The organism is Enterococcus florum, from assembly GCF_004309355.1.
GTDB classification, from domain to species: Bacteria; Bacillota; Bacilli; order Lactobacillales; family Enterococcaceae; genus Enterococcus_A; species Enterococcus_A florum.
Genome location: NZ_BJCC01000034.1, coordinates 34,167 through 51,822 on the forward strand (window position 1 = coordinate 34,167; position 17,656 = coordinate 51,822).

Consider the following 17,656-nt stretch of genomic DNA (forward strand, 5'->3'; position numbering starts at 1 on the left):
TTCCTCTTAGATTTATTCTAGAGAAAACGCACAGTGGAATCTACTACGCCAGCAGTAAATATTGATAGCATTTTTGTTATCGTTCTTTCGTCAAGGAATTCCGAACTGTTGCGGACGTTTCTGGTCGAAGCCGCGAGTCAGTTTCTCGATCAATAGAAGATACGTTCTGAGGGGAAAGCATTTTAACAGCAGCAATGCCCATTCCTGCTCGGAAAAATACGATTTGAAGTAAAACAAATAGCGCTTCATCGCCCTAGTCACCCGGGTGTTCAAATACAGATGTCTTGCTAAGCCCTTCATGAAGAATGTGAAGTCTTCTGTTCCCAGACGGTCTCGAATTTGGATCGCCAGCAACAATTTCAAGGTGATCGTCTGATTCTGTGTACGAAAATAGTAATCACCAATGCGCCGTTCCAGCGTTTTGCGAGACAAGCGAAACAATTGTTCTGCAGTAAAGGGATGCTGCTGCATCTTTCCCCCTCCTTTCACTTTCATAAACGAAGGCAAAAATGTTTTTTGAACCATCGCAAAAAAAACTGCGTCCCGCACTAGTAGCGGGACACAGCTTTTTACTTAGACAAGGTATCCTTTTTTTCACGCTTCAAGTAATTTTGATACAAGACCATCCCTAAGACCGTAAAGCCAACTGGCCCAGCAATCATCCATAGCGTATCGCCGACTCCCGCTCCTTCGATGATTGGCTGGAAAATCGTAAAGATGTTGGCTCCCAACACAAGGATAAAGACCAAGGTACTGATGGTCATCGTCATCCCCTTCGATTTATAAACCTCGAAGGTCTGCGGCATGCCTTTTTGTTTAAATTTCGGAAAAGCAAAGATCAAGAACAAGTAAGGCAAGGTCATCGAAACATTCGCCATCAAAGTCAAGATGTTATAGAAGGCGGATGGATCAGGTGTAGCAAACGAGGCGATTAAAATAATCAAAACAACGATCGCACATTGTGCCCACATCGCGTAACTTGGCATACCATGTTCATTTAACTCTGTAAATTTTTTCGGCCATATTTTTTTCGGAGTTCCCATGATCAAGGTTTTCAATGGAGAGTAGGTCAAGGTAAAGAACGCGCCACTATATGCTAAAAACATACCCAAGCCGGTGTAGCGAGCAAACCAGTTTCCCATGCTTGCTGCAGCAGAATGGCTCATACCGATCGCATTGGCAAATTCGACCCCTAGATTATTCATCATGACATAGCTGATATTACCCAAGTTGGTTGAATCACTGGATAATACCGCGTCCCAATTAGTACTTACGCCCCACAAGAAGATCCCCAACGCATAGCCGATCGAAATCACTAATGCAGAGAAGACAACCCCTCTAGGGAAAGTTTTTTCTGGGTTTTGAGTCTTATCGACCATTCCGCCGACAGCCTCGATACCGCCGTAGGCAAAGATCGCAAATACCGCAAACCCAAGCAATCCGATCGGACTTTGATAAGAAGGATTTGGTGAATGCAGAATGTGGTCAAAGGGCTGAGCCAGCTGTCCGCCTTTTGCCACCAAAATAATCCCTGAGATAACGATCAAAACAACATTCAAGCTTGTGACAGCCAAGCCGCCGATACTGGTGATCTTAACGATTCCTTTGACTCCTTTGATCGAGACCACTGTGACGATCACCATCCATAAACAAGCCAGTAAACCAACCATTTGAGTCGAATTCAACCCAAACAAACTCAATTTTTGCGTCTGGTCACTTCCGGCAAATGCCGTCGTAAAAGGAATCCATACTTTCGAAGAAGTAGAAACCATCCAAACAACATAGGAGGCAAACCACATAAATGTACCTATAAAGGCAAATTTCGGCCCCACACTGACCTCCAGCCATTTGTACATCCCGCTGTTTTCTCCTTTAATGGTCGAACCGAATTCCGCCATCATCAGCGCAAATGGGATAAAGAATAAAATAGCTGCAATGATGTAGAAAACGATCGAACCATAGCCCATCAGGTAGAATGCTACCGGGCCATTTGCGAAACCAAACACTGAGGTAAAGATCATCATTACCAGAGCGCCGAGCGTCATGCCTTTTTCCGCTTTAGACAATTCAATCACTCCAATTCAATTTTCATACTCGTTATTGATTGAACAAGTACAGGTTAGGATATCGACCTTTCCTGACCTGACTTTACAATGAAAACTGTCCCCTCGCAACAAGAGTGATTGGGATAGATCTTCTCGTTTTCACTTTATTTTAAACAAGTATTTTGAAATGAATATTCAGTGATAAAATGTCAAAATAATGATAAATTCGGACTTTACAATACAAATAAAAGTGTTTTTTTAAAGACTCTTCGGGTCGAACACTTGATTGAGCACACTGTAGAGTAAAATCAACCTAAATAAAACATTTCACTTTTTCACCAAAATTTTAAAAAAATCATTTCGTTTACATTTTATTCATTCAACTAGCCTGTTGAAATATATAAAAACTTTTAAAAGTCTTTTTGCCCTGCCCAAACATTGTGATCTAAAGTGAATAATTTTAGTGCTCTATTGCCAAAATATTTTTTTCAGCTCACGAATTTATTCTCATAGTATAATTTTTCTGAAAATTTACACGATTTACTTTTTCGCTTGATTACGCAGATCATCTACGTCAGCCTCCTCTTCGATCGAAGAAAAGACATCTCGATAAGGCTTGTCTCAGCTTTTGATAATTCTCTTATCCTATTTGTCTCTATAAATCTATGTTGCCAAACGAACCGCCAACTCACTGACAGCGGTTCGTTTTCTATTAATCAATCCTCTTGAATCTTCAAACCTTCAACAATGTCCAGCTTGTTAATAAAACGATTGGCCGCAATGATCCGAAGACTGCTCATGATCAGAATCACGGTACCTGAAAGAATAAAGCTGATTGGACGAATCGCTGGGTATAAAGCAAAGCTGTTTTGAGAAAATTCTCCCTTGATCATCTGCAGCAGCAGATACCCGCAGAAAAATCCAGTCGGAATCGCTAAGCAAAGCTGCACGATACTTTCTTTAAAGATGGCAGAAAGAATTTTTCTCTTCGAATAGCCCATGATATTCATAAACATGTACTCAAATTCTCGAACTGTCAAGTTCATCAAATTGATGCATAGAACCACCGTGATCCCCAAGATGACTCCACATGCGATCAATAGCCAAATCAAGATCTGTAAATTTTCCAGCAAACTGTTGAAGGAGGAAATATCGTCTTTCACAGTAGAGAAAACATACTCGTCTTCTAGTAAAGCAGTTTCTAGCGAATCAAGTCGCTCACTTTTCATGTAGGTTGTGTTGTAGACTTGCGGCACGTCTGGTAGAACGTCCTTGGCATAGTGATAGGAAGTAAACATGCTCAATCCCATACCCAAGCGAATGATTCCAGAGATTGAGACGCGGTGATCGTCGATTTTAACAGTATCGCCAACACGGACCCCCCACTTTTCTGCATAATACTCAGGGATGACGATTCCCTCTTTCAGCTCCTGCTGATTCAAGTTCAACATTGTAGTGTCACTCTCTAAGACAGTCAGCAGATACTCCTCCCCGCGAACCTTCGTGGGCATCTGCAAAGCAGGACTGTGCTGATCGATCTTCGAGTAGCCTGCGAAAGGATTGTTTCCTAAAGGCAGCGGCTCACCTTCCACCACCAGATCATAACTAGCAAATTCATCAAAGTATTGGTGAGTGATTTGATGCAGCGAATCATTGAAGCCTAAGGAAAAGCACATCAATGCTGTAGATGCAGCAATTCCCAACACCATCACGAAAAAACGTCCTTTGTTGCGGACGCTGCTTTTCATGGCATACCGAGTATTAAAGGACCATTTGGACCAAATAAAGGTCAATTTCTCAAAAAGACTTCGCTTCGTCGCACGAGGCATTCGCGGTTTCATAGAAACTGCTGGAAGTTCTTTTAAAACAGACAACATCGCTAGACTGCCTGCCAATAGACAACCGAGCACCGAAACCCCGACTGCAACCGACCAAACCTTCGGATACATGCGCAAAGCCAGCGTCGGAAGTTCAATCATGATTCTGATCATGGACAGCAGCCAATTGGAAAGTGGGATCGAAGCAAGACAGCCAAGACTAGAGGCAATGATCCCTAACAGCCCGAACTGCATCAGGTAGATCTTCATGATCGTTGTATTGCTATGTCCCAGTGCTTTCATGATTCCCAGCTGTTTATGCTCCTTCAGAATCGTTCGGCGCAGCAAAATAAAAATAATACAGAAGGAAATCAACCAAAAAATCGTCGGAAAAATGAAGGCAAAGGATTCAAATTGTCCTAGGTCTCCCTCATACATCTGGTAATTGATTTGATCATCAACCTTCGTGTATTGGTTGAATTTAATCTTGGAGGCCAGCCTTTTTTCTGAGAGCGCATCAGAGGTCTCCAAAAGAATTTGATTGTACGGACCGGGCAGCTGATCCACAAATACCACTGCAAATTTATCAAGATCAGCAAACATCGTTCGCGCATTTTGCACATAGTAGACGTATTCTGGAGAACTAACGATCCCGACGACCTTTCGCTCTTGATTAGAAATCGTCAGCGGATCGCCAACAGTTATCTGATGTTTGCGGGCGAACTGACTGATGACGGCACATTCCTTTGTATTTTTTGGCAAACGCCCCTTGGTGATAGAAAGCTGATTCATTTTCGAGGTAAGGGAGATGAAACGATACGTGATTTCTTGATCCTTCACTTCCATCAGGCTTCGTGCCTCTACCTTCGTAATCCCCTGCTCTTTTTCAAGCTTGGCAACCTCTTCTTTTGTAAAGGAACCGGTGAGGGTAATGTCTGCATAGTGCTGCTGTTGAAAATAATCTTCTGTAAAAACCTGATAAGTGTTTTTAAAGGAGTAGATTGTGGTAAAAAACAACGCAGCGACAAAAATCAACAGCCCCATGCCGAGCATTTGCCCGCGTTGTTTTTTCATTTTTCGAAAGATAAAACGTGTAGAGGTTTTCATTACCATTCCACCTCCGTTGGCAGAAGAGGTCGTGGATTTTCTGTGTATTCTATGATCTGCCCGCTGCGCATCCGAATCACGACATCAGCGATTTTTGCAATTTCCTTGCTGTGGGTGATAAGCAGGATCGAACTGTGGTTTTCGGATTGTATAGCTTTCAATACTTCAAGAATATGGATCCCTGTTTCAAAATCCAATGCCCCCGTCGGCTCATCACAAAGCAAAATCTCCGGTTGTTTGGCCAACGCTCTGGCAATCGAAATCCGCTGCTGCTCTCCGCCAGACAGTTGGGCTGGAAAATGCGCCCCTCGATCAGCAAGTCCCACCGCCGCGACTGCCTGCTGCGCATAATCTTGGCTTAAGCCCACTACCTCGGTTGAAAATTCGACATTTTCAACCGCATTTAGGTCCGGCAGTAAATTGTAGCTTTGAAAAACAAAGCCGATCTTCTCCTTACGAAACTCTGTCATCTCAGCCTTATTCAGGTTTGTGATTGGCGTTCCCTGACAAATGATCTCGCCGCTTGTGGGCTTGTCCATGCAGCCGATCATGTTCAGCAATGTCGATTTTCCAGACCCGCTTTCCCCTAATATCACGACGAACTTGTGGGCCGGAATCTCTAAAGAAATCTTGTTTAGTGCAGTAACCGCGGATGAATCTTTTCCATAGATCTTCGTCAGATCACGAATCGAAAATAGGGTCATCATTTACACCTCCAAATAATCTAACAGGCCATCGATCATCACTTCAATCGTAGGATCAATAAATTCCTTGATCAAAATCTCTCCATGGCTGACACCGAAAAAGATAATATGGATATAGTTTTGCAAAATCTCTGGTTGTTTGCCTTTTAGATTCATACTGTTGAACATTTCTTGATAATTCCGCTGTTCCATCGCTTCCAGCTCTGCTAGTCCATCCTTTGCGTAACGCAGCATAAAGCGTTCAACTTCATTGTGCTCCTCAATAAAAAAGCGTTGTTCGGGATCCTTCATCATCTCCATAAAAAAGCGCTTGATTTTGACTCTTTTTTCTGCAGAAGGCAATTGAGAAATGTCACGCAAAACCGTCTTGATGCGCGCAAATCCTTGTTCATGGAGCTGAAACACCAAATGATAGAGAAAATCATCCTTCGAAGAGAAAAAATTGTAAAAGCTTCCCTTCGCCATCCCGGCCTCCTTTACGATATCATCTACACTGACCCGACTGATTCCATATCGAATGATCAGTTTTCTTCCATGACTGATTAGCAGCTGGCGTTGACTTTCTTTTTCCTGCTCTGTTAAACCTCTTGGCATAATGACACTCCTTTCGAACTATAATGACCAATAATTTCTATATAGTCATTATACCCTGAAAATCGTATAATGTGAATGTTTTTTTACCTTCACTCTCTATTCTTTAGAAAGACAAAAAATCCTGTTCAACAGCTGAGCTGCGATTGAACAGGATGAACACTATTATGCTTCACGTTCCACGATCTTATAATAACTGCGAGCTGTCAGCTGATAAACGATAAAGTACAAAAGGCTGAAGATCAGGACGACCGCAATCGTGGTGATTAAAATGACATGCCAGTTGACTAAACCAAACAGGATCAATAGCTTATTGATCAACGGAAATGCAAATCCCAAATGGACAACCGCGACTAGCAGTGGAAAGAGAAAGACCAGCAGCACTTGACTGTGAATCACCTTGCGAACCTCCTCGTGACTCATGCCGACCTTTTGCAAAATCTCAAAGCGCTGTTGATCATCGATCCCCTCAGAAATCTGTTTGTAGTAAATGATCAAGGCCGTCGCTAGTGTAAAGATCACGCCAAAAATCATGCCCAGGAAGAAAAAGCCGCTAGTAAAGGTTTTATTGGATCGAGCGTAGATATCTTTTGAATCAAAACTAAATCCGAGCGCCTCATCGGAAAATTGGCTGCTGTACATCGTCTTTAGGTCCTGCGCAAAGTGATACCGTTCACTTTCATCTGCGTTGATATCAAAGCCTAAAGAGTACTGTGGCTGCCGATCTTCTTCAGGAACCCGCCACTCTTTTAACAATTGATCAATCATCTGCTGATCCTTGACTGCAATGATGAAAACATCCGATAGATTGTTTTGCTGGTGCAGCCCAATAAAATGATCCACCTTTTCCTTTACGCGATACTTAGTGCCGTTTATCGTGATTGCCTCTTGAGAAATGTCGCCACTGGCTGTAAAAACAGCGATCTGATTGTCTTTCAGTTCGACAGATCGTTCTGCATGCTTGTTGTACTCCGCCATTGTCATCAGACTGATCATCGCGGCATCATTTAATTCACTGATCTGCGCTTCACTGCGAAATTGAAACGTATCCCCCGTACGCTTGAAAAATAAGCTTTTCGTCGTTTCAACTTCTTGCATATTCGTCAACTCAATCCCTTTCTTTTGAGCCAACTGTTCCGCAGATTGTCTAATTTCCGGTACGTTTTGGTAGCTGGAGATACTGACTGAATGAGAATAACGGGAATTCAATAATTCCTGTTGCCCGAAAAACAGACTGCCTGTCGTTCCCATCGTGACTAGAACCATTGTCGACAAAATGCAAATACTCGCCAGGCCGGCCGCATTTTGCTTCATGCGATAGATCATGCTGGAGACGGAGATAAAATGATTGGTCTTGTAATAAAATCTCTTTCGGTTCTTCAGCGTCTTCAACAATGTGATGCTGCCTGAAATAAACAAATTATAGGTTCCAAAAATGACTAAAACCACCGCAACAAAGAAAAACGTCAATGCATCAACGGGTGATTCAATCAACAAGGCCAGGCTGTAGCCGCCTGCAAGACAGCCGATCCCGATCACAGTAGCGATCCATTTGCTCTTTGGCTCGATCTCTCCTCGTTTGTCGCCATACAGCAACTCGATCGGTTTGGTCCGCTTGATTTGAAGACAGTTCAATAAGAAGAGAAACAAGAAGATGCCCAGAAACAGCAGTACGACGATCCCCAATGTTTCGAACGTTAAAGAAAAAACGAAACGCTCTCCTATACCGATCATTTTTTGCAAAACTAGAAAACCCAGCTTGCCTAGAATCGTGCCGGAGATGATCCCAGCGGCCAGGACGATCCAAAAGCTGAAAAAATTTTCCCAAAACATCATGATGTACAGTTCTCTTTTGCCCAAACCTAATACATTGTAAAGTCCAAATTCCTTTTTTCGCTGCTTTAATAAAAAGCTGTTCGTATAGATTGAAAAAATGCCTGAAAAGATCATCAAAATAATATTTCCAAAGCTAAACATCGTGATTGCACTATAGCTGTCAGGCAATTGTTTCATTCCAGGATTTTTTACGATCACCTGTGTCATGGTAATGGCTGCGACCAAAAAGAGCATTGAGATCAAAAATGGTAAGTAGGCTCGATGGTTTTTCTTTAAATTGGTAAAAGCTAGTTTCATATAAAACATCTTACCCCTCCTTCGATAAAAGAGCCGTCATGGTCTCTGTAATCGTCTCAAGGAATTGATAGTTTTCTTTTTGTCCGCGGTACAGCTGATGAAAGACCTGTCCATCTTTGATAAATAGGACCCGATCCGCATGGCTGGCTGCAATCGAGCTGTGAGTCACCATCAGGATCGTTTGCCCCCGCTGCTTCAATTGCTGGAATATCTGCAGCAGCTGCTCAGAAGTTTTTGAATCCAAAGCCCCTGTTGGTTCATCGGCTAAGAGCAATTCGGGTTCGGTGATGATCGCCCGAGCCACCGCCACACGTTGTTTTTGTCCACCAGAAAGCTCGTAAGGATATTTTTCTAGCAATCCCTCAATGCCGAGAGCTTTGGCAACCGGCATAAGTTTTCGTTCCATTTCCTTCACTTTGTACTGCGAAAGCACCAAAGGCAGCAAAATATTGTCCTTGGTAGAGAACGTATCCAGCAAGTTAAAGTCCTGAAAAACAAAACCCAGATGGTCCCGGCGAAAGGCCGCCGCATGTTTTTCCGGGATGCTGGTCAGGTCCATCCCGTTTAAGTACATTGTCCCAGCAGTTGGCTTGTCCAAGGTGGCAACCAGGTTCAGCAGCGTACTTTTTCCTGAGCCTGACTCCCCCATGATAGCGACATACTCTCCTTGATCGATTCCTAAATTGATCGATTTTAATGCTTCAACGGACACGCCGCTTAATTTGCTTTGATACACTTTTTTAACACTCGTTACGCTTAATAGTTCATTCATTGTTGAATTCCCCCTCCTCTCCTTATATCTTAGCTAGTTAAAGAGAACGGTACTACTTACAAAAAGAGACCCAAACTTACAGTTTTGGAAGTTTGGGAATGTTGTCGGCTTCACTAATCAAAGCCGCTATATTCTTTAGGAAAAAACATCATGACGGTCGTACCGATACCGATCTTTGACTCGATCGCCAAACGGCAGCCGATCTTTTGAGCAACCAGACGGCTCAAATACAGTCCTAACCCGCTGGCCCGTTGTTCTTTTCTTCCGTTGTATCCCGTGTAGCCCTTTTCAAACACCCGCGGCAGGTCCTCCGCTCGAATACCGATCCCCGTGTCTTGGATCGTCAGCTGGTTTTCACTAAAGGCAATCGTGATTTTGCCTTCGCGGGTATATTTGATGGCATTGAACAAGAGTTGTTCCAAGATGAAGCCAGCCCATTTTTGATCGGTGTACACCATTCCATCAAGCTCTTTTAGTTCCAGCTGCAGATTCTTTTGAGAGAAGAAAAAGGCATATTTTTTTAAGACCTTTTTGACTAGCATATCCAGTGATACATTTTCGATTACCATGTCCTGATGGTCAAGATTTTGGCGTAAATAATTCAGCATCATTTGTAAATATTCATTAATTTTGAACAGCTCTGCCTTCATCAAACCAGGGGAGCTGTCGCCTGATTGGATCATCAGATCCAAGGCCGCTACCGGTGTTTTGATTTGATGCATCCACATTCCAAAATCTTCGAAGACTTCTTGTTTATCCTGATTGGCTTGGGAAATGTAATATCCTTTTTCCTTGATCAGCTGATCCAGCATATGCTGGTAGCTTTTCTCCGCTTGGGTACTTGGTTTTGGCAGCAGCGTTTGGATCGAGGATTGTAAAACCTGTCTGCTAAACAGTTGTAATTGCAACTGTTTACGGTAATATCGGTAACACCCTATAATCGAATAGACCAACAGAGCAAAAAAAGTGAATAAGATGCTGTCCCAAAACGCCAGCAATGGAAAATCATAGAGATAGAAAGTAAACAAAAACAGGCCCATCAAGATCAGATACATCAGGTAGAGAACCCGCTGTTCCCAAAGAAATCCCTTGATTCGCTTCATCAGTAATCACCCTCGATCAAATAGCCTTTATTTTTAACGGTGTGAATAAGATCCGGCAACCCGCCTGCCGCCAATTTTTTTCTTAATCGGGTCAGATTGACCGCCAAAGTATTATTATCAATAAATTCATCGTTCTGCCACAGCATCTCAATGATGGACTCCCGCGGGACGATACTGCCTTTATACTGGCAAAGCAATTGCAGGATCCGCGCTTCGTTCGGTGAAATCGGCACAGTAGTCTGCGCATTCCGCAGTAAATTTTCTGTTGGAAAAAAGGTGAACTCCCCCAATTCATACGTCGTCTCATGATGACCATACTGATAGCTTCTCCGCAGGATCGCTTGAATTTTGGCCAGCAGCAGAGTCAAATCAAAAGGTTTAGGGATAAAATCATCTGCCCCCATAGTCATCGCCATCACCTGATTCATTTTGTCTTCAGCTGATGATAAAAAGAGGATCGGGACCTCTGAGAACTCTCGAATCTTTTGACACCAGTGAAACCCGTTGAAAAATGGCAGGGAGATGTCCAGAATCACCAGATCTGGCTTCTCCTGTTTGATTTCCTCATCTACGCGTTGAAAATCAGCAGGGATAAGGCATTCATAATCCCATTGCTCCAAATGCTTTTGAACGATCTCGACGATCGTGGGATCATCCTCTACTAAAAAAAGCTTCATCATGGTCACACTCCTACCCTCATTTTTTCCATTATACTAAATAATCGGAGGAAGATTTGATTTTTTTTATCAAAAAAGCCGCTCCCCAACTAGGAAGCGGACTCGTTTAATCCATTAATTTTTGCCAGAAATACTTTTTCTGATTGTTCAAATACAAAAAGGCTATTGTTGCCAATACAAGGAAAACTGCACCATTGAGTAAAAATGGATTGACTTTGAACAACACAGCAACGACATACAGCGTCAGCAATATGCCACCAACGATCATCACTCCAAACATCCAAAAAACGATCGCAAAATTCCCATTGCCCCGTGTAAACAGCTCCCCGACATTGTTCCAATTCAGGTTCAATAAATCGTAATCGCGAATGAAGAAGTGCACACAGAACAAGTAAGTTCCGCACAACGCGCCGATCACAAAGAACAGCAGCAGCAGCAGAGGCATCCGTGAAAATACTCCGGCCAACAACGCAACACCGCCCGTGATAACGAACTGGATCAGCGTCCCCGTGATCATTTTAATCCGCAAATATTCTCGAAAAGACAGCGGCAGTGACCGAATAAACAAGAAATTCTCCCGATCCAAAGAAATGATCGAACTGATTAGAGACGTTTGATTGATTGTCATGGCAGCCAAGAAAATACCGGCACAAAAGAAAACACCGAAAAAAGCCGGGCTTAAATGTTGGAATGAAAATTGTCCAGTCACCATGAATGTGATAAAGAAAACGACTGGCATGATCAAGGAAGAAGACAGCATTTGTGTAATCAAATTCGGATTCTTAATCAGCTGCAGATTGTAGCTGCGCAACAGCTGGACCAGATTTTGATTTTCTTTGCGTTTTCTTTTCTTGGAGACCGTTTGCTGATTCTCGTCACTGAACTGGTCATATAATTTCGGTACGATTTTTTGTTGAATAATAAAGAAGACGACCGTCAGGCAAATCAAAATTCCCAGTAGGCTCAGGAACCCTGGCAACGAGAACGGATTGGTCAACACATAGTAAAATGGCAAGAATGGTGTCAACACCGGACGATCCACCATTGTCGTGGAGTGCTGAATATCTGTCTGGGTGAAATTGATAATCAAAATGCCGCCGATTACCAAAACCATTGACAATCCCATCATCCCCGTCATAAAGGTCTTCTTGTGGCGGTAAAAAATTTTAGTTTGTGTAAGCCCGAAAATCACCAAGCTGCACAACCCAAACAGCAACAGCACGAATCCGACGAAAATGATCAAACCAGCCAGAACGGCCAACACGATCATCATACCGCCCCGCCAGGCTGCTAAATAAAACAGGACTACCAGCGGGAGCAAAAACGGAACGATCGTCAACCCGACGACCAGGAATTTTGCCAAAAATACTTCGCCCTGTCGAAACGGCAGCGGCAGATAGTTTTCTAGGTCCTTGCTTTCAAAAAACACATTAAAAATCGAGGACATTGCCTGCGAAAAGCCGATCAGACCAAATAAGGCAAGATAATAAGTGAAAAAACCAGGAAATTTTGAAAAATCAATCGCAAACATCGTTGCCGTATAGACAGCTAAGAAAACAACCCCGGATAGTAAATAGGATAAAAAAATGTTTCGAGTCAGAGCGGCACCCTTTTTGCCTTTTTTGCGAGATTGGGTGGTTGCGGAAGGATTGACGTACAGCAGATTGATCCGCATCAGTGCTTTTAATTGCTGCAGCTTCATTCCGTTCCCTCCTGTTCTTCCAATTCCTCCAATTCTTCCGACTTGCGACCGGCCATTTTCAAGTAGACGCTCTCCAATGATTCGTTCGGATAGTCCTCCAGCAGTGAATCAACAGAGCCGTTGTAGATCAATTCGCCCTTTTTCAAAATAGCTAGTTCATCGCATAGTTGCTGTGCAGTATCTAACACATGAGTGGAAAAGATGACAGTATTGCCTTTTTCAGCATGCTTTTTCATCAATTCCTTTAAGTCAAATGCGGCTTGCGGATCTAGTCCTTGCAAAGGTTCATCCAAGATCCAAATGTCCGGATCCGGCAGCAGAGCACCGATGATGATGGTTTTTTGCCGCATGCCATGAGAAAAACTTTCAATTGTTTCGTCTACATGGGGCTGCATATCGAACAAACTGATCAGCTCCTGCAGACGAGCGGCTTCATTGTTCAGTCCATAGGCTGCTTTGATTAAATCCCAATATTCATTGGCGGTCAATTGCAAAAAAAGATCCGGTGTGTCAGGAACATAGGCGATTTTCTTCTTGATCTCCAAGCGATTCTCTGTCAAATCCTTGCCATCAAAACGAATCGTGCCTCCTGACGGTTCGATGATACTGACCAAGCTTTTGATCGTCGTTGATTTTCCCGCTCCGTTGTGGCCGAGAAACCCAAAAATCTCACCGTTGCTAATCGTTAATGATAGGTTATTTAAAGCAGTCTTTTTGCCATATTTTTTTGTCACATTGATTAATTCGATCACTTTTACCAGCTCCTTTGATACTTACTATACGTGAAATTGGAAAGGCTGACAATCTGAACTTCTTGTTTTTCCCATGAAATTTTCTGAATACAACAGAAAAAATTACTTTTAAAAAATCTGCTTTTTTCAGTCTTCCAGCAAAGAGTGCGATACAATAGATACGAGGTGAAGTACGTGAAGCGAGACATTCAACTGCGGGATTACCAGCAACGAGTTTTGGATCAATTAGCCGATTATTTAAGCAATGACAGCATTCATATTGTGGCACCGCCGGGCTCGGGAAAAACCCTTTTAGGCATTTCAATCATTGAAAGGATCCAACGAAAAACCTTGATCCTCGTCCCTTCTCTGCTATTGAAAAAGCAATGGATCGAGGCTTTGACGGCTTACAAACTAGAAGGACAGCTGTCGGATCAGCTGATGGAGCCTAAAGATATCACGATCGCTACCTATCAGGATCTTTACAGCAAAAAGGATACCGAAGCGACTTATTTACTCGATCATCAAATTGGATTTCTAGTGCTGGATGAATCCCACCATCTTAAAAAAAGCTGGTCAGATCACTTGCTGTCGCTTAAAGTGCAAACGGATCGGATTCAAACCTTGGCGTTGACAGCGACACCGCCTTTTGATGCGAATCAGCGAGAATGGAAAAACTATATGGAGCTGACAGGAACAATCGATGAAGAGATTGCCGTTTCAGAATTGATCAAAGCTGGTGTCTTGGCCCCTTATCAAGATTATGTGTATTTGACTCCATATACGCAAGAAACTCAGCTGGCTTTTGAACAGTTCCAACGATCACAGGAACAAATCGCAGAGCGGCTCTCCAGCAACCAAGAGGTCACTGATTATTTGCTGTCACAGAAATTTATCACCTCGCCTCTGGAGGATTTGCAGTTTATTTATCAGCATTTTGATCTTTATTTAAGTGCTCTCTTCTATTTAAACAACCAAGCGTATTCTTTGTCTGATGACCACTGGCAAGTGTTAGGTATGAAGAAAAAGAAACGACCTGTTCCGCCACAAAATCGCAAAAGCCTGACTGTACTTTATCAGTATTTATATGAAGCTGCTCCCGAGCTGGCAATTTTTCACGATTTGGCAAAAAATCATTGGCTTTACGAGAACAAACTTGATTTATTTCCAGATTACCAGAGAGCTGAATGGCAGCAAGAAGTGCCGCAGCTAAAAGAAGCAATCGCTCATATCGTCATCAAGGAAGAACGTGCGATGGGCAAACAATTATGCGGTGTTTTGCTATTTGATCAGATCAAGAAAGACGTTTTGGATGGTCAGGAGGATTTTCTAGCTTATGGGGTGGCTCCAGCATTTTTGGAGTTGAAAGAACTGCTGCGCCCCGACACTTCCTTAGCAGCGATTTGCGGAGAATTTGTGCTAATCCATCAACAGTTGTATGAGAAATACTTGCTTGACTATGCAGACTCGATGAGAGAAAAAGAACTTGCTGGGTACCGCTATTTGAAGTTAACGGATCAGACGCGCAGCTCACTGCTGGCATTGATTACCGACTTGTTGAATCGTGGCGAGATCCATTTGCTGATCGGAACTGTCAGTTTGCTGGGAGAAGGCTGGAATTGTCCAGCAGTCAACACAGTGATTTTAGGCAATCGCGCCGGTTCGTATGTGCAGACTCAGCAGATCCGTGGCCGCGGATTGCGGAGAACAGACGAGACTAAGCTCACGAATATCTGGCATATTGGTTCGGTTTTTCCTCATGTTCCACTGGACGAACAGCCAGCTTTGGCGCCTCTTTTACGCAGATTGAGCTTCATTGAAGGCCTAAATTTGATCGAAGAACCAGTGATCTCAACGGGAATCGAGCGCTTTCAGCTACCCCCACAGCCAGGATTGACGGAAATCTTCAGCTTCACTCAAACGAATTTAGATCAAGCCAAGCAACGGCGGACTTATCTACGACTCTGGGAGGAAGCCTTAGCGAAAGGGTCGCGGCTAGCGATGCCTGTATTCGTTCGAGCAGTACCAACCAAAGCCGGTCAACCTCCCCAAGAGGGTGCCTTTACGAAGCAAAAGGGGCACGTACCCGGATTTATCCAATCCTTGCTTCAAGGTCAGTTAGGCCTTTATTTTACAGATCGAAAACGGCGAAGGTCGTGGCAAAAACGCTGTATCCTGCAAAAGCATCTGATAGTGACTCTTTATCAGCTGATGCGAGAAGATCATTTGATCAATAACGAGCAGTGTCTGTCGGTGGATTGGAATGAAACTGTCTTTACTTGTGAGTTGGCTGCTCCTTATCAGTTGAAGAAGCTGTTTAATGAGCAGGTAGCGGAGATTTTAAATGAAGTTGATACGCCGCGGTACGTATTGAAAATCGATAAATTTTACGCAGCCGTGCCCAGTCGATACAGTAAAAATAGGCAAGAGGCACAACGGTTTTTAGAAACCCTTTCTCGTGAACATCCCCATTTTGAATTGATTTATACTAAAAATTTGGCAGGCCGCAAGCACCTGATGGAGGCGCGGCTTCAAACTTTGACTGCGGATTCACGTTCAGAAGTAAGGGAAGAAAAATTCTGGCAATAAGAGTCTTTTATAAGTTCCAATAGCATGTCTGTTTTAAAAATGAATACCAGCCGCCAACTGTTTTTTACAAACAGTTAACGGCTGGCTTCATGTTTATTCAGTTACTCGCTGTACCGACTGAGCAATAGTTGCCATTTCCGCTTTAGCAGAATCAAAATGACTTTGGGCACTGGAAGCAAAGACCTGCAAATAATTCTGCTCTGATTCCAACAAATACACCAGGCATTTGAATCGCTTCCCCTCACTTTCACCGGTCAGAATTACTTCTGTTCCGTGCATGCCGTTCACCTCAATGGGGTTTCCTTGCTCCAAAATCTGATCACCGCGAGATTCATATCCGTTGATGATACTGCTTTGATAACTCGAAAAATCGATAAAATCCTCCTTGGCCTCTATTAGCACATCGATTCCTTCTCGACTGCCGAAAATCATAAAATCCGACTCTGGCTCTTCTTTTCGACGCCATTTTTTAGGCATTGCACATTGGAACTTCTCTCCGTTTTTTGCTTGGAAGTCAACGACCTTTGTTTTCGGAATTTCTTTAACTGATCCCGCTGACGTCTCAGCCTTTTCTTCCGAACTTAACGGATTATTCTCTGTCGTTCCGGCATCCTCTTTGCCGAGTACAAAAAAGAGAAACATACCCGCTACCACGAACATCCCAAGGATCAACCACTTCTTTTTCACTTTGCTTCCTCCATCTCTCTTGCAAATAGCTCGTTGAAAAATCAACGATATACCTCCCGTTTTCCTGAAATTTCAGTTCAGCGATTCTCTTCCTCTTCCCACCGATTCAAAGAATGAAACAACGGATTATTTCACAAGTATAGCAAAGTTTATTCGTACTGAACATCTCTAAAAGACACCAAATTTGCCCGAAACTATTCACCCCTGTTCGGACTTTGTCTGGAACAATGCCTTTTAGTTGAAAACCTATGTATAATGTGCCGTATCTCAAAAAAAAAGAAAACCCTCAAGCTTGAGCGTTTTCTTTTATCACTGATTAAGCCATTTCTTCCTCTTCTGTCATTTTCGCCGGGCCGCTGCCTTGCTTTGCGGCAAAGGACAAGATAATTCCCAGTGCGATTGAAGAAAAGGCGGCTACTACGACCTGTATCTCTGCTGGAAGCAAAAAGACGATACTGTGTACAGGAATCCAGAAAAAGATCCCTACCTTCAGCCAATTAAAGGTCACGAAGGTTCCCCAGTCGATTTTGTTCACGAGTCCCTTAAAACTGACCTTTTCGTTATTGTGGGCACTTTCGATCCAAAGATCCATCAACCGGTGGAACGTGTTCATTGCTGGTGCGAAGGTCAAATTCATAATGCTGCTGCCAAAAATCGCTTGTGCCACAGGTACTTCAAAAAATGGCAGATAATGGCCAGCTTGAGCTAATCCGGCGCCCCCCATGTAGACGGGGAAAACCAAAGTAACCATCAGTCCGATCGTTCCCCAAACAAGTGCGCGCAGCAGCACCTGTGAAGATAGGGTGTACTCCCCTGAAACGATTCGTTTCCCAAGTACGTCTCCCATTGTAGCTAGAATCGCAAACTTGATGAATCCGCCAATATAGTGGTGGGCGTTGCTTGCACTCAAGATCGCATCTCGTGTCGTCGGAACTACGAACAGCAATACACAGACCAGCAGCATCAGGGCCCAAATGATGTCTCCTTTTTTCATTGGT

At 43.3% G+C, this 17,656-nt stretch carries 14 protein-coding genes; 1 reads left to right on the forward strand and 13 read right to left on the reverse strand.

The genetic code is table 11. The annotated features are described in order from the left end of the window. Positions 1 to 90: 90 nt before the first annotated feature. From NRIC_RS17055 to NRIC_RS17105, 11 genes are all read right to left on the reverse strand, one after another. Complete coding sequence (locus NRIC_RS17055) at positions 91 to 471, reverse strand: hypothetical protein (RefSeq protein WP_146623921.1); 381 nt, start codon at positions 469 to 471, stop codon at positions 91 to 93. A 98-nt stretch (positions 472 to 569) separates the two neighbouring features. Next, positions 570 to 2,066, reverse strand: a complete 1,497-nt coding sequence (yjeM, locus tag NRIC_RS17060) for a glutamate/gamma-aminobutyrate family transporter YjeM (protein WP_146623922.1) — start codon at positions 2,064 to 2,066, stop codon at positions 570 to 572. Positions 2,067 to 2,761: 695 nt separating this feature from the next. Then, positions 2,762 to 4,969 (reverse strand): ABC transporter permease, encoded by a 2,208-nt coding sequence (locus NRIC_RS17065; RefSeq protein WP_175580143.1) that lies wholly within the window; start codon positions 4,967 to 4,969, stop codon positions 2,762 to 2,764. Then, positions 4,969 to 5,676 (reverse strand): ABC transporter ATP-binding protein, encoded by a 708-nt coding sequence (locus tag NRIC_RS17070; RefSeq protein WP_146623924.1) that lies wholly within the window; start codon positions 5,674 to 5,676, stop codon positions 4,969 to 4,971. Before NRIC_RS17070 ends, NRIC_RS17065 begins: the two co-directional genes overlap by 1 nt. Then, positions 5,677 to 6,267, reverse strand: a complete 591-nt coding sequence (locus tag NRIC_RS17075; protein WP_146623925.1) for a TetR/AcrR family transcriptional regulator — start codon at positions 6,265 to 6,267, stop codon at positions 5,677 to 5,679. 162 nt (positions 6,268 to 6,429) lie between these two features. After that, on the reverse strand, positions 6,430 to 8,406 hold the full coding sequence (locus NRIC_RS17080; protein ID WP_146623926.1) for an FtsX-like permease family protein: 1,977 nt from the start codon (positions 8,404 to 8,406) through the stop codon (positions 6,430 to 6,432). A gap of 1 nt (position 8,407) precedes the next feature. Beyond that, complete coding sequence (locus NRIC_RS17085; protein WP_146623927.1) at positions 8,408 to 9,169, reverse strand: ABC transporter ATP-binding protein; 762 nt, start codon at positions 9,167 to 9,169, stop codon at positions 8,408 to 8,410. A 113-nt stretch (positions 9,170 to 9,282) separates the two neighbouring features. Next, on the reverse strand, positions 9,283 to 10,272 hold the full coding sequence (locus NRIC_RS17090) for a sensor histidine kinase (protein WP_146623928.1): 990 nt from the start codon (positions 10,270 to 10,272) through the stop codon (positions 9,283 to 9,285). Beyond that, positions 10,272 to 10,952 (reverse strand): response regulator transcription factor, encoded by a 681-nt coding sequence (locus NRIC_RS17095; protein ID WP_146623929.1) that lies wholly within the window; start codon positions 10,950 to 10,952, stop codon positions 10,272 to 10,274. The genes NRIC_RS17090 and NRIC_RS17095 overlap by 1 nt, the downstream gene beginning before the upstream one ends. A 103-nt stretch (positions 10,953 to 11,055) precedes the next feature. Next, a complete protein-coding gene (locus NRIC_RS17100) occupies positions 11,056 to 12,651 on the reverse strand; it encodes a permease-like membrane multi-spanning protein (protein WP_146623930.1) in 1,596 nt (531 codons plus the stop codon). Continuing rightward, entirely contained in the window at positions 12,648 to 13,403 is a 756-nt protein-coding gene (locus NRIC_RS17105) for an ABC transporter ATP-binding protein (protein WP_146623931.1), read from the reverse strand. The genes NRIC_RS17100 and NRIC_RS17105 overlap by 4 nt, the downstream gene beginning before the upstream one ends. Positions 13,404 to 13,577: 174 nt before the next feature. On the opposite strand from NRIC_RS17105, the gene NRIC_RS17110 reads away from it, so the two are divergent. Then, positions 13,578 to 15,971: a DEAD/DEAH box helicase family protein gene (locus NRIC_RS17110; protein ID WP_227873845.1), complete on the forward strand. Its 2,394-nt coding sequence runs from the start codon at positions 13,578 to 13,580 to the stop codon at positions 15,969 to 15,971. Positions 15,972 to 16,064: 93 nt separating this feature from the next. Here the strand turns inward: NRIC_RS17110 and NRIC_RS17115 are convergent, their stop codons facing one another. Both NRIC_RS17115 and NRIC_RS17120 read right to left on the reverse strand, forming a co-directional pair. Further along, positions 16,065 to 16,658: a hypothetical protein gene (locus NRIC_RS17115; protein ID WP_146623932.1), complete on the reverse strand. Its 594-nt coding sequence runs from the start codon at positions 16,656 to 16,658 to the stop codon at positions 16,065 to 16,067. Positions 16,659 to 16,974: 316 nt separating this feature from the next. After that, complete coding sequence (locus tag NRIC_RS17120; protein WP_146623933.1) at positions 16,975 to 17,652, reverse strand: hypothetical protein; 678 nt, start codon at positions 17,650 to 17,652, stop codon at positions 16,975 to 16,977. Positions 17,653 to 17,656: the final 4 nt, after the last annotated feature.